This is a genomic window from Alistipes sp. AM16-43 (assembly GCF_003435745.1).
GTDB classification, from domain to species: Bacteria; Bacteroidota; Bacteroidia; order Bacteroidales; family Rikenellaceae; genus Alistipes; species Alistipes onderdonkii.
Genome location: NZ_QTUQ01000009.1, coordinates 20606 through 36551, shown reverse-complemented (window position 1 = coordinate 36551; position 15946 = coordinate 20606). Strand labels below are relative to the sequence as shown.

The 15946-nt window shown below is 57.2% G+C and carries 13 protein-coding genes, 2 tRNA genes and 1 pseudogene; 6 read left to right on the top strand and 10 right to left on the bottom strand.

Annotated features, from left to right (window positions below; translation table 11 throughout):
- Positions 1-275: 275 nt before the first annotated feature.
- Together DW189_RS12825 and DW189_RS12820 are read right to left on the bottom strand one after the other, a co-directional pair.
- Positions 276-836, bottom strand: a pseudogene (locus DW189_RS12825) (flavin reductase family protein); the annotation flags it as partial.
- A gap of 8 nt (positions 837-844) precedes the next feature.
- Positions 845-1660, bottom strand: coding sequence for an alpha/beta hydrolase (locus DW189_RS12820; RefSeq protein WP_117508454.1), 816 nt, complete (start codon positions 1658-1660; stop codon positions 845-847).
- Between the two features lie 52 nt (positions 1661-1712).
- On the opposite strand from DW189_RS12820, the gene DW189_RS12815 reads away from it, so the two are divergent.
- Together DW189_RS12815 and hpf are read left to right on the top strand one after the other, a co-directional pair.
- On the top strand, positions 1713-2615 hold the full coding sequence (locus DW189_RS12815; RefSeq protein ID WP_117508453.1) for a tyrosine-type recombinase/integrase: 903 nt from the start codon (positions 1713-1715) through the stop codon (positions 2613-2615).
- Between the two features lie 24 nt (positions 2616-2639).
- Positions 2640-2936, top strand: coding sequence for a ribosome hibernation-promoting factor, HPF/YfiA family (hpf, locus tag DW189_RS12810; protein ID WP_018696343.1), 297 nt, complete (start codon positions 2640-2642; stop codon positions 2934-2936).
- 302 nt (positions 2937-3238) lie between these two features.
- Here hpf and DW189_RS12805 read toward each other — a convergent pair.
- Positions 3239-3310: transfer RNA gene (locus tag DW189_RS12805), tRNA-Glu, on the bottom strand.
- A gap of 141 nt (positions 3311-3451) precedes the next feature.
- On the opposite strand from DW189_RS12805, the gene DW189_RS12800 reads away from it, so the two are divergent.
- Both DW189_RS12800 and DW189_RS12795 read left to right on the top strand, forming a co-directional pair.
- Complete coding sequence (locus tag DW189_RS12800; protein WP_117508452.1) at positions 3452-4186, top strand: DUF3298 and DUF4163 domain-containing protein; 735 nt, start codon at positions 3452-3454, stop codon at positions 4184-4186.
- A 997-nt stretch (positions 4187-5183) separates the two neighbouring features.
- Complete coding sequence (locus DW189_RS12795; protein ID WP_117508451.1) at positions 5184-6035, top strand: glycosyltransferase family 2 protein; 852 nt, start codon at positions 5184-5186, stop codon at positions 6033-6035.
- 81 nt (positions 6036-6116) lie between these two features.
- On the opposite strand, the gene DW189_RS12790 is transcribed toward DW189_RS12795, so the two are convergent.
- From DW189_RS12790 to DW189_RS12775, 4 genes are all read right to left on the bottom strand, one after another.
- Positions 6117-7181, bottom strand: a complete 1065-nt coding sequence (locus DW189_RS12790; protein ID WP_117508450.1) for a CDP-glycerol glycerophosphotransferase family protein — start codon at positions 7179-7181, stop codon at positions 6117-6119.
- A 30-nt stretch (positions 7182-7211) separates the two neighbouring features.
- Positions 7212-8225 (bottom strand): glycosyltransferase family 2 protein, encoded by a 1014-nt coding sequence (locus tag DW189_RS12785; protein ID WP_117508449.1) that lies wholly within the window; start codon positions 8223-8225, stop codon positions 7212-7214.
- Positions 8226-8304: 79 nt separating this feature from the next.
- Positions 8305-9324, bottom strand: a complete 1020-nt coding sequence (locus DW189_RS12780) for a glycosyltransferase family 2 protein (protein WP_117508448.1) — start codon at positions 9322-9324, stop codon at positions 8305-8307.
- Entirely contained in the window at positions 9325-10878 is a 1554-nt protein-coding gene (locus DW189_RS12775; protein ID WP_117508447.1) for an NAD(P)/FAD-dependent oxidoreductase, read from the bottom strand.
- A gap of 98 nt (positions 10879-10976) precedes the next feature.
- Between DW189_RS12775 and DW189_RS12770 the strand changes: the two genes are divergently transcribed.
- Positions 10977-11059 (top strand) — tRNA-Leu (locus tag DW189_RS12770).
- 288 nt (positions 11060-11347) lie between these two features.
- A complete protein-coding gene (locus DW189_RS12765; protein ID WP_014775562.1) occupies positions 11348-12568 on the top strand; it encodes a site-specific integrase in 1221 nt (406 codons plus the stop codon).
- 51 nt (positions 12569-12619) lie between these two features.
- On the opposite strand, the gene DW189_RS12760 is transcribed toward DW189_RS12765, so the two are convergent.
- The 3 genes from DW189_RS12760 to DW189_RS12750 form a co-directional block, all read right to left on the bottom strand.
- Positions 12620-12946: an RteC domain-containing protein gene (locus tag DW189_RS12760; RefSeq protein ID WP_259295442.1), complete on the bottom strand. Its 327-nt coding sequence runs from the start codon at positions 12944-12946 to the stop codon at positions 12620-12622.
- Between the two features lie 527 nt (positions 12947-13473).
- Entirely contained in the window at positions 13474-13938 is a 465-nt protein-coding gene (locus DW189_RS12755) for a lipocalin family protein (RefSeq protein WP_014775559.1), read from the bottom strand.
- Positions 13939-13952: 14 nt separating this feature from the next.
- Complete coding sequence (locus DW189_RS12750) at positions 13953-15941, bottom strand: S8 family peptidase (protein WP_014775558.1); 1989 nt, start codon at positions 15939-15941, stop codon at positions 13953-13955.
- Between the last annotated feature and the right edge of the window lie 5 nt (positions 15942-15946).

The window sequence follows — 15946 nt, the reverse complement described above, 5'->3', positions numbered from 1 at the left end:
CGCCCCGGCCACAGACACCTGTGACCGGAGCGATTTCTTGTGCCCTGAGTCGCCGGACAGCCCCGCGCCCGGCATCAGCGCCGCGGCTTCTTCGCGTCGGGTTTGCGGCGGGAACGGCGGGCGGCAGGTGCTACGGGTTTTCGCGCAGGGACACGTTTTGCGGCGGGCTTCCCGTCCCCGGGGTCTGCCCCGGGTGCTTCGGAAACTTCCGCAGCCGGGATATTCCCTGCGGCAGGTGCAGGGACTGCGGGGGCAGCGCCCGCCGTCCGGCGCGGCTTCCTGCGCACCGACCAGCCGAAGTGGCCGATGGCCTCGCCCAGGGCGAAATATTCGCCGTGGGAGTAAACGATCGGGCAGGCGCGTTCGAGGCAGAAACGCCCCGTAGCAGGGTCGATATAGGCGGCATCGACCTGCACGGCGACCACCTCGGCCAGAAACATATCGTGCGAACCGAGGGGCATCACCTGCCGCACGCGGCACTCGATGCTTACAGGCGCCTCTTCGACGATCGGCGCCGCGACCTGCAAGGCCTTCCCGGGCGTGAGCCCCATTTCGCGGAATTTGTCGTAGTCGCGCCCCGACCGCACCCCGCACCAGTCGGCGGCGCGGGCCAGGTCGCGAGTCGTGAGGTTGATGACGAACTCCCTCGTGCGGCGGATTATTTCGTAGGAGTGGCGTTCGGGGCGTACCGAAATGTAGCACATCGGCGGGTTGGTGCATACCGTGCCCGTCCACGCCACGGTCAGCAGGTTATACTCTTCGGGCGTCGCACCGCAGCTCACCAGCACAGCCGGCAGCGGATAGATCAGCGTCCCGGGTTTCCAGCTCTCCTTCATCGGCGGCGTCAGTTAGCCTTCGCAAAGAAATTGCGGAAGAATACGATCTGAAAGTCGATGGCATTGCCCCAATAGGCACCGGTATGCCCACCAGGGCGTACATAGAAATCGTGCATGATGCCCCGGCGCAGCAACTCGTCGTGGAAATCGTTGTTTACCTCGAAGAAGAAATCGTCGTAGCCGCAGTCGAAGACGATCGCCAGGTCGCCGTTCCCGAGCTGCGGGATGAGGTTGATGGGCGTAGCCTCTTCCCAGGCTTCGGGATGCTCCGTAATCTCGCCCAGCAACTGCGGGATCTCCCAGTTCTGCGGGAAAGGACGTATGTCGAGCCCGCCGCTCGTGCTGCCTGCGGCACCGAACAGCCCCTTGTGCTTTATGGCGAGCGACATGGCCCCGAAACCGCCCATGCTCAGGCCCGTGATCGCGCGTCCCGAGCGGTCACGGACTACGGGATAACGCGCTTCGACGGCGGGCAGCAACTCGCGTGTCATGAAGGTTTCGTAGAGGCTCTTCTCGCGCACCTTGCTGTCGAGGTACCAACTGTTCCCCACGCCGGGACAGATGAAGGCGATCCCCTCGCGGTCGGCGATTGCGGGCAGCGAAGGCTTGATCTTCAGCCATGCCGTCTCATCGCCCGAGTAGCCGTGCAGCAGGTAGACCACCGGACAGGGCTCAGCGGCGGATACGCCCTCGGGCACGATCGCCACGACGGGTACGTCACGATCCATCGAGGGACTGTGCACGGCAAGCGTATCGACCGTAGCCGCAGAAACGGCCTGCACCGCCAGCAACAGCAAAAAAGTAAAAATAAAAATCCGTTTCATGGTATATGGGTTTAGTGAAGGCAAAAATACGAAAAAAACGTATCTTTGCCATATGCTAACGGAATTCATCCGATACCTCAGCGCCGAACGGCGTTACTCCCCGCTCACCGTCCGCAATTACAAACACGACGTCGGGCAGTTCCTGGCATGGCTGGATTTCGACGAGGCGCGCTCCGACCCGCGCAGCATCACCGCAGACCAGGTGCGCGAATGGATCATCCACCGCACGGAAGAAGGCAAGATCGGCGCGGCGTCGATGAACCGCGAAATCGCCTCGATCCGCACCCTCTTCCGGTGGCTGCTCCGCACGGGGGCCATCGAAAAAGACATCTGCCGGACGATCCCCTCGCTCAAGACCTCGCGCCGCCTGCCGGCTTTCATCCCCGAGAGCCGCATGACGGACATCGTCAGCAAATGCGAAGAGGCGGACGGGGATTTCGAAACGGCACGCAATTCGCTCGTCATCCTGATGTTCTACGCCTGCGGCCTGCGCCTTGCCGAACTGGTCGGCATCGACCGCGACGACTTCTCGGCCGACTACGCCTCGCTGCGGGTACGGGGCAAGGGAGACAAGCAACGGATGGTACCGATCCTCGAATTCGTACGCGAAAAGATTTTAAGTTACCTCGACCTAATTGCGAGGCAAAATATTTGCAATTCTGCGGAAAAAGCACTATTTTTAACACACAAAGGAAAGCGCATATCGCGGAGCGTCGTTTATCGCACGGTACAGGCGGAACTGACCCGTGCGGGCGTACAGGGCAAGAAGAGCCCCCATGTGCTCCGGCATACGTTTGCGACGCACCTGCTGAACGGCGGGGCCGATATGCGCGAGATCCAGGAGCTTCTGGGACACGCTTCGTTACAGGCCACGCAGGTCTATACGCACAACAGCATCGCCAGGCTCCGGGAGATATACGCAAAGGCCCATCCCCGGGAAAAGGGAGGGAAGTGATTAACTTTTATAAACTGTAAGGCTATGAACGTACAGATTCAATCCGTGAAATTCGACGCCGACAAACGGCTGGTCGAATTCGTCGAGAACAAGATGGACAAACTCGACCGCTTCGCAGAGCGTTCGACGGGTGCCGAGGTCATTCTCAGACTCGATAAAGACTTTGAAAAGGGAAACAAGATAGCAACGGTCACACTCCATATGCCGGGCGAAGACCTGGTGGCATGCCACCAGTCCAGATCGTTCGAGGAATCGGTGGACGAGGCGATCGACGCCATCAAGCGCCAGCTGGACAAATTCAAAGGCAAACTGGAAAAGTAACCCACCAACCAACCGATAACCTAAAACGAAGCCGCAGCCGCCCCTCATGAGGCGGCTGCGGTAATTTTCCACCCGGCGGTTTGTGGCGGGCGCACTCCGGCTGACGGGTTCCTGCTGACGATTCCCGCCCGGCAACATCCTGCCGGCAATTTCCGCCCCGGCTCCTTACCCATCGCTCGGCGGGCGGTTCTGCAACGCAATTCCGTTTCGCTCCTACCCACCCCCAAAGACTGCAGACGGACGGCACCGGCAGCTGGAAACGGAAAACGACCGCACCTGCGTGCGGCCGTTCGGAAGCCTTGTAGTGGATAGGGGATTCGAACCCCTATGTCGTGCGTGAGAGGCACGTATCCTAACCCTTAGATGAATCCACCGTATCGGTTTTGTGGTGCAAAGATAACGCCTTCTTTCAAAACTGCAAAATTTTCCTGCAAATTCTATGATTTTTTTTGGCCCGTTTCGCATATACCTGTATTTTCGTTATCTTTACGATAAATACAAAGTACGCTTTGCCTATGAAATACATTAAAACCGCCATACTGATCGCAGGCATGGCCGCAGCGACCGCAGCCTGTACGCGGAAACCCGTCGTTCCCGAATTCAGCATGCTCTCGATCGACACCCTCATCGGCACTCCGGCCAACGGATGCAAGATCGAATTCCGTTTCGCCACGATCGCCAACGCAGCGAAATCCCCGGCCCTGCGCTCCATCGAAGCGGCCAATGCCGGGTATTTCTTCGAACTGGAAGATTTCGGCGGCACGGCGCGCCAGGCGGTCGACTCCGCCATCCGCCAGATCGCCGCGGAGATGCTCCCGGACAGCGTCGAACAGACGATGGGAACCTACGAGATCTCGGCCGAAGCCGAAGTTACGGTCACGGACTCGCTCGTCACCTATATTATCAGCCGGTGGAGTTTCACGGGAGGGGCGCACGGCATGTACGGCATGGAATGTCATACCTATTCGCTGGCCGGAGGAGACGAACTATCCTCGGCAGACCTGTTTTCCGAACAGCAGCTGCACGGCATGGAAACCCTGCTGCGCAAGAAACTGTACGAGCAATACGGAGCCGACAGCGACGAAGAGCTGGCCGCTCAGGGATTCTTCCCGGAATACATCTCCCTTACGGAGAATTTCCAGGTTACGCCCGAAGGGATCACGTTCTATTACAACCCTTATGATCTCGGATGCTATGCACTGGGGGCCGTCGAAGTGACGATGACCCGCGAAGAGCTGGAGAATCTGTAACATTGCCCGAAAAGAGACGGCCGCAGGGCCGTAAAAAGAAAAAAGGCCGGAGTCTCACGACTCAGACCTTTTTCTTTTGTCGGGGAACCATCCCCTTCAAAAATGAGGTACAATCGGAGGTATTCGACTTTCGGACGAGCACCGCCCTTCGAGTCTTAGTAACGGATTGCCGCTACAACCTGCCGATTTCCTCAACCAACCTAAAACTACTAACCTAAATGAACCTTAAAACTTCACTGCAAAGATACGTGTCATTTTTGAATTATGCAAATATTTTACGAATATATTAAATATATTTAACAATTTCGTAACATTAGGCCGTCAAAAAGGCTTCAAGATGCCTTTGAAGAACATTCGGGCTAAATGTCAAAAGAGACAGCATATCTTCGGAGACTAAAAAAACAGGGGATAAAAAGCATATTCAGGCAGAAAAATATGCCGGGCACACATGACAAAATTCTAAAGTCCGTACCAACTATCCGTGAGAAAAATTCCGGAAAGGCACAAAAAAAGGAAACCCGGTATTCCGATGGAATACCACAGTTTCCTCACCAACCTAAAACTACTAACCTAAATGAACCTTAAAACTTCGCTGCAAAGATAAGGTGAAAAAACATGCCGCGCAAGTTTTTATTAAAAAAATTTTCGAATTTTTTGATATTTTTTAATAAATCACATGTATTCAGTCATCTAATAACATGTAAACATGCAAGATAGCCGGGTACCGCCTATCCCGGGTGATCGAAAATATTTTTTCATATTCTGCGCAGTATTCCCCTCCGGCGCACATTTATATAAAACGGAACACGATAAAAATGGAGTGCACATACCCTGAGCGGGGATAAATCACTACCTTTGTACGATGGACAAGAAGCTACGCGTTACCCTGAACGTGAGAATACAGCATCCCGGCAGCAGGATGCCGCGGCAGGAATTTTGCGGCCGGTTGCGTACGGCCGCAGCGACAACGACGCCTAAAACCCTAACATTTTTACCAATGACGGTATCACTGATCATCTCCACCTACAACTGGCCGCGGGCCCTCTACCTGTGCCTGGACAGCGTAATGCAACAAACGGCCATGCCCACGGAAATCCTGATCGCTGACGACGGTTCGGGTATCAGCACCCGCGATGTCGTCCGCCATTTCGAAGCGGTGTCGCCCGTCCCCATCCGGCACATCTGGCACGAGGACAAGGGGTTCCGCCTGGCCATGATCCGCAACAAAGCCATCGCGGCGAGCCGTTGCGAATACATCATACAGATCGACGGCGACCTGATCCTCCAACGTAACTTCATCCAGGATCACATGATCTTCGCACAACGGGGCTGCTACGTCACCGGGTCGCGCGGCATCATCACCGAAATGCTCACCCGCAAGGTACTCAGCGGGGAGATCACCTCGCTCACACCACTGATGCGGGGCGTGCGCAACAGCAACAACGCCATCCGCATCCCGCTCATGGCATTCCTCTACCGGACGCTGGGTCCCACCCGCTTCGTCAAAGGCTGCAACATGGCCTTCTGGCGCAACGACCTGATCCGCGTCAACGGTTACGACGAATCGTTCTGCGGCTGGGGCCGCGAAGATTCCGAACTGGCGATCCGCCTCGACAACAGCGGCGTGCGCCAGCGGTGCATGAAGTTCCGCGGCGTGGTCTTCCACCTCCACCACGGCAAATGCGAGCGCAACAGCCTTTCGGCCAACGAGGAACGTTACCAGCAAACCATCCGAGAACACCGCACCCGCTGCGAAATCGGGCTTACTCGCCACTTGGGAGAAACGGATCAGACCCGCACCCCCAAACCCGAGGTGAAAATCCCCGTTCCCGCCAGCGCAGGCCATTGAGCCCCGGCCGGAAACATCCGGCCCAGGAAACGGCATCCATAAACGTGAGTGCCGCCCCGACCGGGACGGCACTCACGTTTTCTATCGGCGGCGGAATTTTTCCAGCAGGGGATAATAATGTAACTGCCGGCGCAGTTTCCATTTGCGCACCAGGTTCAGGGGCTTGCGTTTCAGCCCCGCATGCCCCCGCACGATATAATCGTCCACGGCATCGAGCACCCGCGCCGAACAGCGGCAGTCGCGGTGCGGTTCATGGTGCATGGTGTAGCTGCGGATCTCCTCCATTAACCCCTCAGGCCGCGCCAGCGCACGCTCGATGGCCGGGCCGACGGCCTCCGGCGTATCGACGTCGATCAGATGGGGCCCCGGATGCGAATTGCGGAACGTCACGACCGGTTTGTCGAGGAACATGAATTCGAGGATGATCGACGAGCTGTCGCACAACATCACGTCGGCCTGCTGCAGAAGCGGCATCTTGTCGGAACCCTCATAGAATATGACGTTCTCGTTCTCCTCCGCAATACGTTTATAGCCGGCTATGATCCCGGGGTCAGTCAGCTTGGGATGGAACGTGATGACCCAGTCCCACGGATGGGTTTTGGCCAGACGGTCGATCTCCGCCATCAGATGGGGCGCCGAACAGACATTGCGCGTGAAGGTCGGGGGGTAGAGAACCACCGGATGGTCATTCTGCGGTTTACGCTGCACTTCGGGCGAGAAATAGGTGTCGGCTTTGGGCCAGCCGGTCTCGTAGACCCGGAAGAAGCCGTATTTCTTTTCCAGTTCCTTGAAATAAGGCGTACTGCTCGGCCCCTGCGTACAATAGATGTCGAACCATCCGCGCACCGTGAAATGGTCGTCGACGGCCTCGATCCGCTTTTGGATCGCATAGCCGTGGAAAAGCGCCACCTTCACGCCCGGGATAAAATCGGGGATGTAGTTGCCAGGTGCAAAAACCGCGACCGGGTTATAAGCGACCGCCTCCCGGATTGTCCCCAACCGCACCTCGTCCTCTTCGAGCACGACGGGACACCCCTCTTCGACAAACCAGGCCGCCTCGCCTCCGCGGCGGCGGATTTCATGTTCCAAAGGCCTCAGGATTGAATAGGCATAAGGCAAAGTAACGTACAACAGGTATCTTTTCATCGTTCCAGGTTTAGGTTACAATACTCGGATTCAGCGTGTCAGCCGCCGCTTCAGGCTCTTGCCCCAGCGCATCAGGGTCGAGACGGCGAGCACCCCGGGGCGCATCCACCGCCGCCTGTCCATCCGCAGCAGCAACCAGTCGCAACGGCTGAAAAACCCTTCCAGCTCGGCGCGGTAGCGTTCCGCCTCCGCATTGATCCCGCGGGCAAACTCCGTGTCGCCGGCCCATGGGTTATGGCTTTTGCGCAGGTAAACCAGGTACCAGCGCATTTTATTGAGCAGCAGGTAGAACTCCAGCCGGTCGCCAACAACATCCCTGTGCCTCACCAGCTCGGCATGCACCGCCTCGCTGAATTTAACACAGTAGCCGATATCGAGCGGCGAACGGTTGGCCGACCCGCCGCGCTGCACATATCCGTAACCCACATAATCGACGAACCGGACACGCGGCTGCTGACAGCCGATCTGGATATTGAGCAGGCTGTCTTCCCCCAGCCGCAGCGGATAATGACGCAGTTCCTTTTCGAACAACGCCCGGCGATAGAGCCGTCCCCACACGGTCACGGAAATAGCGTGGTAGAGCGATGCAACAAGGAAATCCAGCCCCTGCATGTCCGACGTGCGCATTTCGCGCTTGGGCGCTTCGTAGGTCTTGCAAATACGTTTGTAATCGCAGCATACGATATCGTACCCGCCGTTTTCCCCGATGGCCGCCACCAGTTTCTCCAGCATGCGGGAATCCCAGACGTCGTCGCCGTCGAGAAAACAGATGTAGTCGCCCTGCGCATGCCTGATACCCGTCTCACGGGCCCTGGCAGCCCCCTGGTTTACAGTACTTATGACGACGATGCGCGCATCACGCTCCGCGTGGCGGAGCGCCACGGCCTGCGAACCATCCGTCGAACCGTCATCGACGACAATAGCCTCGAAATCCCCGTACGTTTGCCGTCCGACCGAATCGAGGCAGGTATCGAGATAGTTTTCCAGATTGTAAACCGGAATAATGACCGATACCACGGGCTTTGATTTTTCCCTTTCCTCCATCTATGCAATCCAATTTACCGCTTTCACGATCCGGCTGCCGGCTCCGTCGTAAAAATCCATGTTTCAGTATAATTTTCCTTTATCGTGCCAGACGCCGCCGCAAACTGGTACGCCAGCGCAATCCTGTCGTCAGCATGACGACGACCGGGCGCATGGCCCGGTAACGGTCGAGCTCCAGCAACAGCATCCGTGCCCGCGAATAGCGCGCCCTGAGCTCGTCCCGGTAACGGCCGGCCGATTCGCGCAGGTCGCAGACAAACGGCCGGTTCCCGACCCACGGGCTGCGGCTTTTGCAGACATAGACCGAATACCAGCGCACCTTATTCAGCAGCGCATAAAATTCGGCCTGCCCCCGAAGCGATTCGCCGTGCCGTTGTAACTCCCGTTCCACAATACTACAAAATAAGCAGCAGTAATCAAAATCGAAACTTCGGTGATTGGACGACGACGGCCGCTGTACGTAATCATAACCCACGTAATCGATGAAATGAACGCGGGGAAGGCGGCAGGCGATCTGGATGTTGATCATCGTATCCTGCCCCAGCCGCAACGGATGGTGGTTCAGTCCGTTATCGAAAAGTTCCCGCCGATAGAGTTTGCCCCAGAGGGTCACCCAGATCGAATGGCGAAGCGTCGCTTCGAGGAACTCGAGCCCTTCCATATCCTCCGTCCGGGATTCACGGTAGATCGCCTGGTAGGTCTTGCAGACCCGCTTGAAATTACAGCATACGATATCGTACCCGCCATTCTGCCCGATCGAGGCGGTCATCTCCTCCAACATGCGCGGTTCCCAAAAATCGTCGCCGTCGAGGAAAGCGATGTATTTTCCCTGCGCCCGGGCAATACCCGTCTCGCGGGCACGCGCAACGCCCCGGTTCGGGGTGCTCACCACGATGATCCGCGGATCGCGCTCAGCATAGCGACGCAGAAGCCCGGGCGTACCATCCGTGGAACCGTCGTCCACGACGATGGCTTCGAAATTCCCGAGTGTCTGCGCCAAAACCGATTGCAGGCACGTATCGAGATACCCTTCCAGATTGTAAGCGGGGATGATTACAGAGACCTCGGGAGAGGGTAACTTGCTTAAAGATTCGTTCATTTATTTTATGTAGTTTGTTACTGCTTCTGCGATACGTTCGCCGTCCAGGGCGGCAGAGATGATGCCCCCGGCGTAACCGGCACCTTCACCTGCGGGGAAGAGCCCCGCGGTTTGGGGATGCATGAGCGTCACGGGGTCGCGCGGAACCCGGACGGGCGACGAGGTGCGCGACTCGACGCCCACCACGATGGCTTCGTTCGTCACAAATCCCCGCATCCGCCGCCCGAAGGTGGCGATCCCCCGGCGCAGCCCCTCGCCGATAAACGAGGGCATCCACTCGTCGAGCCGCGAAGGGATAATACCGGGGATATAGGAGGTCTTGGGCAAGACCGCGCTGGGGCGTCCGGCTACGAAATCGGCGACGCGCTGCGCCGGGGCGACCTGATGCTCGCCGCCGTGCTGCCGGGCCAGCTCTTCGAACTGCTGCTGGAACTTTAACCCGGCCAGCTCGCCCCATTCCGCACGCAGGTGCTCGAAATCCGCGGGCCGCACTTCGGTCACCATGCCCGAATTGGCATAGGGCGACGTGCGGCCGCTGGGCGACATGCCGTTGACCACCGACTGCGCGGCATCGGTCATGGCCGGAACGATGAACCCGCCGGGGCACATGCAAAACGAGTAGACCCCGCGGCCGGCCTCCTGGCTCACCAGCGAATAAGCCGCCGCCGGAAGGTATTCGCCCCGCGTCGGGCAGTGGTACTGGATCGAGTCGATCAACGCCTGCGGATGCTCGATACGCACGCCCATGGCAAAGGCCTTCGCCTCGACGCGCACGCCCCTGCGGTAAAGCAGCTCGTAAATATCGCGTGCCGAATGTCCCGTGGCCAAAACCACGGCCGCCCCTTCGACAAACGTGTCGCCGCACCGCACGCCCCGGATACGGCCGTTGCGGATTTCAAGATCCGTAACGCGGCTACCGAACACGAACTGGCCGCCCGAGCCAAGGATCGTCTGCCGGATATTCTGCATGATGCGCGGCAACTTGTCGGTTCCGATATGCGGATGGGCTTCATAGAGGATTTCGGGCGTGGCGCCATGGAACACCAGCGTCTGCAACGCCTTGTTATAATCACCGCGCTTCTTGCTGCGTGTGAAGAGTTTGCCGTCCGAGAAAGTCCCCGCACCGCCCTCGCCGAAAGCGTAGTTCGAATCGGGATCGACCGCCCCGTTGCGGTTGATCCGCGCAATGTCGACCTTGCGCGCTGAAACGTCGCGCCCCCGCTCCAGGATAACAGGCTTCAGCCCCAGCTCGATCAGCCGCAGCGCCGCGAAAAGCCCTGCCGGGCCCGACCCCACGACTACGACCTCGGTATGTCCCGACACATCAGGATAATCGAAATGCACGGGTGCGGGCTGCGGCTCCCGGTCGACATAGACCTCCAGCGTCAGGTTGACCTTCGGTTGCCGCTGCCGGGCGTCGATCGAGCGTTTGACGACCCTCACCAAGGCAATATCGTGCTCCGGCACACCCAGACGCCGCGCGGCAAGCGAAGTGTAATACTTCGCGTCGGCAGCCTGGCGGGGCGTTAAAACGAGTGCGACATTCTGCGGCATAAGCGGATAAATTGCCTACAAAAGTAAATAAAAAAGGCTTATAATCACCCGCTCCGGATTGTGAATTGTGAATTTTTATATACCTTTGCACATAGCAAGCGGATATGGTGTAATTGGTAGCCACGTCAGACTTAGGATCTGATGCCTTACCGGCGTGGGGGTTCGAGTCCCTTTATCCGCACAAAGGAGCCTTTTTCCGAGGCTCCTTTTTTGTTGCCTGTCCGGCGCAAAAAGAGGAAAACCGACTGTATATCATCATTTTGCAAAGGCTTTGACCGATTCCCCGAACCGGAAGCGGAAAGCAAGCCGAAGAAAACCGTTGGGTGGCAAAAAAGTGGGCAGAGCCGATTTGGGCTTCCGAAAACGGGATTGCCACCTTTTTAGCCCGCAATGCATTGTTTTGCTACACTTTACACCGCAATAAAGTTTCCTTGCAGACGTTTTGTCAATCCTTAAAATGTCACGAGTTATGAGACAGGAAACTTTTACCATCCTTTTCCTGATGCGAAAAGGAAGACCGAAAAAGAACGGCTTGGCGTCGGTTTACGCCCGCGTCACCACGGGCAGTCTGCGGCAGGAATTCTATTTCCATTGCGAGGGCAAGCCCGAATTGTGGAACCAGAAAAAGGAACGCATGATGGGCACGAGCCGACTTGCGCAAAAAGTCAATGAAATGCTCGACGAGTTCCGTGTGCAGATTTTGGACATCCGCTCCAAACTGCTGGCCGAGGGCTATGCGGCCAATGCCGCGCAGATCAAACAGCGCTACCTGAACCCGACGTGCAACACGATGATGCTCATTGCGGGCCTTACCGACTATGTGAAGCGGCGGCAGGCCGAAGTGGGCGTGCGCATCACGCAGCGCACGGCAGACAAATACGAGCGGCTGCTGCGCTATCTCAAACAGTATCTCGCCCAACGCGGCAAAGCCGAGGACATTCCCGTCGAACGGATGAACTACGAGTTTCTGGACGGCTTCAACCTCTTCCTGCAAACCGCCCACCGCTGCCGCCACAACGGGGCGGTCGCCGTGATGGACTGTCTGCGCAACTTTGTCCTCTACTGCCTGCGCAACGAGTGGATTACGAAAAACCCGTTCCGCTACTACAAACTCAAAGAGGACGAGGTGCAGGCCAAAGAGCACCTCACGGCGCATGAACTGGAACTGCTGACCCGCAAGGAGCTCGACCGCCGGTTGGCCCGCATCCGCGACGTCTTCGTCTTCTGCTGCCTGACGGGGCTGGCATTCGCCGACGCCGACCACCTGCGGCGCGAGCACCTCTCGCAGGACGACGAGGGGCGCTGGTGGATTCACAAACCCCGCGAGAAAACCTCCGTGATGAGCCGCATCCCGCTGCTTCCGGCCACGCTCGAAATCCTGCGCCGCTACGAGCACGACGAAGTATGCGTCGCACGATCACGGGTGCTCCCCACGCCGAGCAACCAGAAGATGAACGCCTACATGAAGGAGATCGCGGCCGTGTGCGGCATCGACAAGGTGCTGACCACCCACTGCGCACGCCACACCTTCGCCTGCATGGCCGTCGAGTACGGCATGCCGATCGATGTGCTGGCCAAGATTCTCGGCCACTCGAACACCAACATGACGCGCCACTACGCCAAATTCTCCGAGACGGTCATCGGCCGCGAGATGGAAGCGTTCGGCGAGCGGCTGGCGTCGGCTACTTGATACCTGAAAGGATTCGGCCAAAAGCGCCCCTCGGATGAGGGGCGCCGACGCCTATCGCTGGCTCTCTTCAATCAGAGAGTTGCGCAGCAGATCCAGAAACCGTGTCAGCCGCAACTTGCGGTTGATGACCCCACGGCGGCACTGGATGGGATTGTTGATACGGACATTGAACATCCACGAGAACAGCTCGACCAACTGTTCCACATTGGCACGGGTACCGTCGATACGCCGTCCCACGCCGGCAGTATGCAACGCCGTAATCAGCTCCATGAGATCCGTCGGCGTGAACGGCTCGGCCAGATAGAGCGCCGAGCGGGGTTTTTCGGGTTCCCGCAACCGGTTCATGACCGCAGAATGCTCGATACGCAGATGGATCATCCGCATCTCAAATTCCAGATGTGAGACGGCTCCTTCCCAAAGCGCGACAAGCGCCGCCGGACGCGGATCGTGCATTATTACGGGATTACATGACAGGAATTGCGTTCAGGGACAACAGACAAATGTCCACGGGGGCAAATATGCCAGTCGGCAGAAAACGTAAATCATCACTCAAATATCAAAGATTTTTATTTCAGATTGATACATTTAAAACATTAAATTTCAATAAATCTTGCTAAAACATGCAATTGTCTGAATGCTTATATTGCAGTTCTCGTAGAAATATTCTAAAAAAAGATAGGATGGTTTTAGCCATCCTATCCCAGTGAGCAATCTCGTAATTTTGAACATTTTATTTTAATGTTTTAACACATTATAGATAAGAGATTTTCACTCGAAATTATTTGTCGGTTGACAAATGCCTTCCACACTTTGAAGCGTTACTGGTCTGACCGTTATTAGCGTTTCAACCACATCTTCTTGTCCTTACCTTACACTTAATGCCGGAGCGGCACGAATATTACAGATTATAGCATTCGCCTCATTTCCAGAGAAAACTCGGCACGGGATGTTCGGGCATTGCGCACGTCATCCGGAATGATCGTCCGGGAATATACGCTGGTTTCGGCCGGCTCGGTTCGGGTGGTCATCGTCAGGGTGTTCCCGCCATTCGTCAACTCGAAATCGTAGCCGTTGCCCCAGCTCTCGCCGTCGTCGTACACTCCGGTCAGCCGGGATCCGTCGATCGAATAACGCCCGGTGTATTTGGTGTAGTTCGATGTTTCGACCTTCTGATAAAGTCCGAATGTCGCTGCCGAAGTGAATTCTACGTATACCTCAAATCCTTCGGGAGCATTCTCTGACCAAGAAGTAAGGCGCCATTCGCCTACGATTTCCGACTGAATGTTGGGGGCATCGTCGTCATCCGAACAGCTTGCGGCGAAAATGCCGAGCAGGGAGAAAACGAGCAGATGATAAAGATGTTTTTTCATTGCAAGCACTGTTTTTATAACCAACCTCCGTTTGCTGCGCCGGCCGAACGGGCGATGACGGCGAATTCCTTGGTGATGACCATGCCGCCCATCACGACGCCCGTTCCAGGTTTCGTACCGCCGGCTATCGCCGAAACCTTGATTTTGGCCGATCCGGGTTTCGTGCATTTGATCATCAGTTTTCCATTATACATTTTGGGAGCCGCCTTGATGCCAAGCTTTTCCATATCCTTGGCCGACATCTGGATATCGGTATAGGTAAGGTCTTCGGCACCCTGTCCGAAATGCTGCGTCAGCGGAATGAGCTGCACCTCGCCCAATGCGACCTGCAGACAAGGCGTTCCTTCAATCTGCATGAGCAGCTGATAGGCATCGGTAATGCCGGTGCCCATTTTGCCGCGGTAAATCGACACGTCGGCGATCGTAGCTTTCGAGCCTTCGCCCAGCCGGGAGTCGATTTCATTGACCGAGGTGAGCAGCATGGTCTTGAATTCGTCGAGCGAGTATCTCTTCCCTTTCTCCAGGGCATAGGAGAGGCCGAGTGCGGCTACGCCCGAGACGTGCGGGCAAGCCATCGAGGTTCCCTGCATGTAGCCGTAATCCGCTCCGTTGCTCGTTTCGGAGCAGAGCGTCGAAAGGACGCCGGCTTTCTCCCCACCGCTCAAACCGCTCGTTTCGCCGCCGGGAGCCGCGATATTACAGCCGGAACCGTAGTTGGTATAATTGGCCGGCAGGTAGTCGGGCGAGAACGAGGTGACGGAGATATAATCACGATAGCCTGCCGGATAGCCGGACATGGCTGTCGATTCGTTGCCGGCGGAAAAAATGATCAGTCCGCCGTCGAGGGCCTCGCAGTTCTTCTGGGCGGCGAAGTACTGAAGCGCCTCGTAATCCATCGGCGATTGTTTGATGAACATGTTGTCCGACGTGTATATTCCCGCCTTGATGCCCCACGAGCACTGGAGGATGGAGGCACCGTGATCCGCGGCGTATTTTACGGCACGGCTCGACACGAGGGCGTCACCCGTCAGGTCTCCCGAGAAGATCTGACACGACATGAGACGCACACCGTCTCCCTTGCCCGTACCTCCGGCCACGCCGCAGACGCCGATGCCGTTGTTATTGACGGCGGCTACCGTGCCCGCAACGTGCGTTCCGTGTCCCGAATCGCCCTTCTGACCCCATGAAATGGGACCGTCGGCAGCGAAGTTCCATCCGTGAATGTCCTGGTTCTTGTATTCGGGCGAAGGGTTCGGATTGATCCACATGTTGGCCGCCAGATCCGGATGAGTGTATTTCACCCCTTCGTCCACGATGGCGACGATGACTTCGGGATTACCTGCCGTGAGCTTCCATGCGTCGGCCACATTGATGTCGGCTCCGGCCACCGATGTAGTGGCAACGGCCTGGTCGGCATTGTTGATGTAATGCCACTGCCAGAAAAGATTCGGGTCGTTGAAATCCGCTGTAACCAAAGCGCGGGTCTGGCCGTTCGCCGTTGCTTGAAACGGATAGGTTTTGCAGTCGGAAGCCCGGTAGAGACGGGTGCGGAACTGTACTTTCGAGATTTCGGCGACACCCGCGAGTCTCTCCGCCGCCTTGTCGAGATCCTCTTCCGATGCGAACCCGAGCACATACCATCTGTGAAGCCCTGCCGCACGGGTGCGGGCCTCGTGTTCGCCGGCTTCGGGGAAGACGCGCTCCAGCGAGGTGACATGCAGGTCGTTCAGGATGTCATCGACGGATTCGATGCCCGAACGGGTCAGCGCCGAACGGGTCTTGGCCGCATTCAACGCATTCTGTTCGAGACTGGGAATGGCTTCTTCGCCAAATTTTACGATGAGCGAACCGGCCACGGCGTCGTCCGACGTATTGCAGATTTTGCCCGAAGTCTCGATTTCGGGAGCGGAATCCCCGCGGTTCGGTATTTCCTGCATGGGATCCGTCGAGCAGGCGGCCAGCAGCAGGGAGGCGAAAATCAGGAGTTTCGTTTTGTTATGCATATATC

What these genes read in the sequence shown, in the direction of transcription:
- DW189_RS12800 (WP_117508452.1), top strand. Translation starts at nt 3,452, where the DNA reads ATGAAATACATTAAAACCGCCATACTGATCGCAGGCATGGCCGCAGCG.
- DW189_RS12795 (WP_117508451.1), top strand. Translation starts at nt 5,184, where the DNA reads ATGACGGTATCACTGATCATCTCCACCTACAACTGGCCGCGGGCCCTC.
- DW189_RS12815 (WP_117508453.1), top strand. Translation starts at nt 1,713, where the DNA reads ATGCTAACGGAATTCATCCGATACCTCAGCGCCGAACGGCGTTACTCC.
- DW189_RS12760 (WP_259295442.1), bottom strand. Translation starts at nt 12,946, where the DNA reads ATGATCCATCTGCGTATCGAGCATTCTGCGGTCATGAACCGGTTGCGG.
- DW189_RS12750 (WP_014775558.1), bottom strand. Translation starts at nt 15,941, where the DNA reads ATGCATAACAAAACGAAACTCCTGATTTTCGCCTCCCTGCTGCTGGCC.
- hpf (WP_018696343.1), top strand. Translation starts at nt 2,640, where the DNA reads ATGAACGTACAGATTCAATCCGTGAAATTCGACGCCGACAAACGGCTG.
- DW189_RS12765 (WP_014775562.1), top strand. Translation starts at nt 11,348, where the DNA reads ATGAGACAGGAAACTTTTACCATCCTTTTCCTGATGCGAAAAGGAAGA.
- DW189_RS12820 (WP_117508454.1), bottom strand. Translation starts at nt 1,660, where the DNA reads ATGAAACGGATTTTTATTTTTACTTTTTTGCTGTTGCTGGCGGTGCAG.
- DW189_RS12755 (WP_014775559.1), bottom strand. Translation starts at nt 13,938, where the DNA reads ATGAAAAAACATCTTTATCATCTGCTCGTTTTCTCCCTGCTCGGCATT.
- DW189_RS12785 (WP_117508449.1), bottom strand. Translation starts at nt 8,225, where the DNA reads ATGGAGGAAAGGGAAAAATCAAAGCCCGTGGTATCGGTCATTATTCCG.
- DW189_RS12775 (WP_117508447.1), bottom strand. Translation starts at nt 10,878, where the DNA reads ATGCCGCAGAATGTCGCACTCGTTTTAACGCCCCGCCAGGCTGCCGAC.
- DW189_RS12790 (WP_117508450.1), bottom strand. Translation starts at nt 7,181, where the DNA reads ATGAAAAGATACCTGTTGTACGTTACTTTGCCTTATGCCTATTCAATC.
- DW189_RS12780 (WP_117508448.1), bottom strand. Translation starts at nt 9,324, where the DNA reads ATGAACGAATCTTTAAGCAAGTTACCCTCTCCCGAGGTCTCTGTAATC.